The sequence below is a fragment of the Klebsiella sp. HMSC25G12 genome (genome assembly GCF_001807705.1).
GTDB lineage: Bacteria > Pseudomonadota > Gammaproteobacteria > Enterobacterales > Enterobacteriaceae > Klebsiella > Klebsiella variicola.
On the sequence record NZ_KV789822.1, the window covers coordinates 1,125 to 4,376 of the forward strand.

The 3,252-nt window shown below is 58.1% G+C and carries 4 protein-coding genes; all 4 read right to left on the minus strand.

Features of this window, described 5'->3' with window-relative positions; translation table 11 throughout:
* Window positions 1-349 precede the first annotated feature (349 nt).
* Window positions 350-913 (minus strand): class I SAM-dependent methyltransferase, encoded by a 564-nt coding sequence (locus tag HMPREF3096_RS04770; protein ID WP_064181683.1) that lies wholly within the window; start codon window positions 911-913, stop codon window positions 350-352.
* Between the two features lie 47 nt (window positions 914-960).
* The gene (locus tag HMPREF3096_RS04775; protein ID WP_048295714.1) at window positions 961-2,316 is read right to left on the minus strand and encodes a DUF3560 domain-containing protein; all 1,356 of its coding nucleotides are present in this window, start codon (window positions 2,314-2,316) and stop codon (window positions 961-963) included.
* A 51-nt stretch (window positions 2,317-2,367) separates the two neighbouring features.
* A complete protein-coding gene (locus HMPREF3096_RS04780) occupies window positions 2,368-2,598 on the minus strand; it encodes a CCDC81 family HU domain 1-containing protein (RefSeq protein ID WP_001568051.1) in 231 nt (76 codons plus the stop codon).
* A 91-nt stretch (window positions 2,599-2,689) separates the two neighbouring features.
* Window positions 2,690-2,917: a hypothetical protein gene (locus HMPREF3096_RS04785; RefSeq protein ID WP_032420961.1), complete on the minus strand. Its 228-nt coding sequence runs from the start codon at window positions 2,915-2,917 to the stop codon at window positions 2,690-2,692.
* Between the last annotated feature and the right edge of the window lie 335 nt (window positions 2,918-3,252).

Genomic DNA, 3,252 nt, shown 5'->3' on the forward strand with positions numbered 1-3,252 from the left:
CATCAGACACTAGCCGTCAGGCCCGAAACCGCCTGCGGGTTCGGCGGAGCCCGGCAGGTGCGAAGCAGCTGCCCTGGCGGAGTGTGGCTCGACGACTGGACAGCGCAGCTGGCCGGGAGCCGAAGGTGTCCAGTGCGGGTGTGCTTTTAAAGCCTTTAAGGGTTAAAAAGAGACATCACAGCAGGGAGAAGAAGAGGAAGCAGACAGACAGCAGGCAGCAAACAGGGAAGACGCGGAAAGGAAATGCGGGCGGCGCGTCAGCGCGGCCCGGCTTTTCTGCGCCGCAGGCGCGCGGCCTTTCGAGGCGCGGCCAGACGGGGACAGATCCCCCCGCCGGCATAATGTGTCATCAGACGGTTATTCTGAGGATGGCGGTCGCTACCTCGGTATACGTGAATGTTCCCCGCGGCAATGGCTCCCAGACGTCCGCCAGGGACTCCAGCGCCTTTTGCTGACGCGGCCCGTCCAGACATATGCCAGTCAGAATCCCGCCAGGTTCAAGCAGAGTTAATGCCCGCCGGATATGCCGGATATCATCACCGCGATGAAACGGCGGATTCATGATGATTCGGGTATACCGGCGATCCGGATGGTATTCGAGAAAATCCCCGCACCAGGTCCGGACCTCCGGGAAACGTGCCTGCAGGTGGCTGACTAATCCGGCGTGCAGCTCCACGGCGTCACACTTCGCCCGGGGGACTGCATCCCTGATCGCCTGCAGTATAGCGCCCGTTCCGGCGCTGGGTTCCAGAACGCGATCGGTTTCCCGGACATCAGCCAGCTCAACCAGCCGGCGACATTCCGGGGAGGGGGTAACAAAAAGCTGCGAGCTACCCTGAATTTCAGCGACAGGGGCGCGCCCCTCCAGTTTGTCCCGCATCGCCTGAATACGGTGTTTAAGGTCATGATGCATGAATATACTCCCTGACCTCCCCGGCAAGATGCCGGGGAGCCTTCCTGTCATTTTTTCGGAATTTCAACGGTTTTCATGTCTGTGATATACACATTCACGAGCCTACAGCCGTGCGTCATGCACCGGCGGAAGCGGTAAGCGCCGTGTGTTTCAGTTTCTGCAGCACCCCGCACGCCTTTATAATCAGCGGGTAATTTCGCCCACTCGGCCTTTGTCATTTCCCGGAACCCTTCGCCCGGATAGTTGACGATCGGTGGGCGCTTCGCCGCTTTCTTCGCGTCGCTGGCTTCCTCCGCTGTCGGGGCTTTGTAGTCCGTGATACGGTCGGGCGTGAGTTTCATCGTGCCGCTGTAGCCCAGAAAGCGATAACAGGGCGTTTCGACTGAACTCACCTCCCCCTGACTCCGGTTAACCCGGAGAATGGTTAACCATTCTCCCCGGCTCAGTACCTGCCCGCCTGGTTCAAATTCCTCTGTTCGGGTGACAACGCCTCCGTTTTCATTGAGCATCGCGCGTTCGTAGGCCAGGCGGTTCTGGTAATGATTAACCCAGCGCTGTTGGTGGCTAATCGTGCGCTCATGACAGCGGATCGCAATATCCCGCGCCTGTTCAAAAGTAATGATCTCCTCAGTCAGGGCGGAATGGAGAGACATCGAACCCTCATACTGGCTTTTCTCTGCCGGGCGGGGGTATTTGTCGAGCGTGAAGCTGGCATAAATATGGTCATAATTACTGACCAGTAACGCCATATTCAGATCGAGCGTCTGCGCACGCCACATCGTCATATACTTTTCAGACCGGGCAATGTGTTTTTGGGACTTGCGTAATTCCGCCTCGATTTTTTTGATACGGCGGTAACGCACATCCGGACGCTCCTTGTATTTCGCGTGTTGCAGAGAGGCCTGCGCGCGCTGTTCCCAGTATTCCGCGCGCTCGAACAGCATCACCGCACGTTTCATGCCGTTCTCAATTTTCTGCGCATGCCGGCGCGCGCGGCGCTCGCTGTGGTGGCCTACCAGGATCGGCTGTCCCAGCGGGACAGCCGATGCCAGCGAATCAACATGCGCAAGCGCCTGCTCCGATTCAACCGCCCGCCGGTCACTGTAGTCACTGAACCGCCCGGCGCGCTGCTCCTGGCGATCAAACAGGGTACTGTCCTCGTCCTCGATATCACCGGCGAGGGAAAGCAGGACATCCTCCCGCCCCGGCGTCCAGGCTGGCGCCACAAAGAGTTCCTGTTTGGGCGCCCAGCGAAAGCCGGCTTTGTTGATCAGAGAATACGTTTCCTCATCGAGCCGTAATGATGCGTAAAGTCGCAGTTTGTTGTCATCGGGTGAATAGGTTGCCCGGTAGGTCTGGCCTGCGGTGTTTTCCGTCATGATCTGTGCGATAGTCGGTGCCATTGTGTTTTCTCCTTCCTGCAGTTGCCGCCCCTCGCGGGGCGGCTCACCTCATCAGTTAAATGCGCGTTTCAGTTCCAGCGTGCGGAGTACCTGCCCGAGGGCGGTATTTTTCATCGCGGGGATGTGGACACCGCGCCCTTTGCGGTGACTTCTGGCGATATGACGCCCGAAAGCTCTGAGAGCGGGATCAATCTCCGGTGCGGTGATATCTGCGCGCAGAATGCGCGAGTGACGACGGGGCTTTACAGCGCCTGCGGAAGGTGAAAAAATAGAAACGATCATAGAGTTGACTCCTTATGGTAGTTAACGAAGCCGTAAAAACCGTTCGTGCGATTTTTACGGCGTGGGAGAAGCAGGGTTTACCCTGCTTTTTTCATATCTGCGGTTTGCTTCCCGCCTCTTCTTCCTCCTTCTGAACCTGATCGGTAATGTCTTCAGGTGCGCCCAGAAACCAGCCTTTGACGGGTTTACAGCGTTCAATAAACGCTTTTATCGCCCGTTTTCCGGTCGTGGCCTGCACCCGGGTAAACATCGGCAGATTGCCGCTGGCATTGCTTCCCAGAAATGCGATCCGATACGTTCGCAATGAAGGATCCTGCATTTTTCTTTTTCCTGATTTTTAAAGAACATCACCCGTTGAGTTGCCGGGGCCGCGGTTTTGACTTTGTGCGGGGACCTGCTGAACCTGCCCCCTGGTATTAACTTCACCCGTTTGAGAGCCGTTCGCCGCAAGGGCGTAAACGAGCACGGGCGACAGCAGCTGTCCAGGGCGCGGTTTACCGCGTGCCATTTACCCTGGACGGATGATGGCGACTGTGGTTGTCTCAGCCCAGGCGAATGGACTCAAACGGGGGATACGGCGCCAGGGGGAAGGAGCAGGCACCCGCCGCAACGACGAAGAGCGCGGGCGCGAAACGGCGTTGCCCTGCAGAGTGC